This window comes from Campylobacter concisus (assembly GCF_002913225.1).
GTDB classification, from domain to species: Bacteria; Campylobacterota; Campylobacteria; order Campylobacterales; family Campylobacteraceae; genus Campylobacter_A; species Campylobacter_A concisus_J.
In genome coordinates, this window is sequence record NZ_PPAW01000054.1 from 1 (window position 1) to 447 (window position 447).

The following is a 447-nucleotide window of genomic DNA, read 5'->3' on the forward strand; positions in this document are numbered from 1 at the left end:
CGATAGGGCGAATTTGAGTTTAATAAATCTTTTATACGAAAAAAGTATAAGCGCCGCGAAAAATACGTTTATCTGAAGTAGTATCGCCGCAACAGCGTCGAATTGCTCGGTTAATTTTACGTATCCCAAAAACGCCATAGCCGGCGGCGCTAGCGTAATGACTAGCGTAGGGACGAATTTGTCGGCTAACTTATCGCAAAAAACTAACCTATAAAATATAACGGCGAAGCAAATAATCCAGAAAAATAACCCCAAACTAAAATAATACCAGATCGCTTGAGATTTGTCGGCGATGATCGGGATTAGCAAGTTGCCCACTACGGGGATAAACCATGCCGGGTTTAGCGTCGCGATAGCTAATTTTTCGTCAATCCAAAAGGAAATTACGTAAAGCGTAAAAATCGTTTGCAAGCCTAAAGCCGCGTAAAAAAGCGAGTAGTATAGTAG

Annotated in this window: 1 pseudogene; it reads right to left on the bottom strand. The window is 41.4% G+C overall.

What is annotated here, in order from left to right:
- Positions 1-447, bottom strand: a pseudogene (locus CYP26_RS08495) (SLAC1 anion channel family protein); the annotation flags it as partial.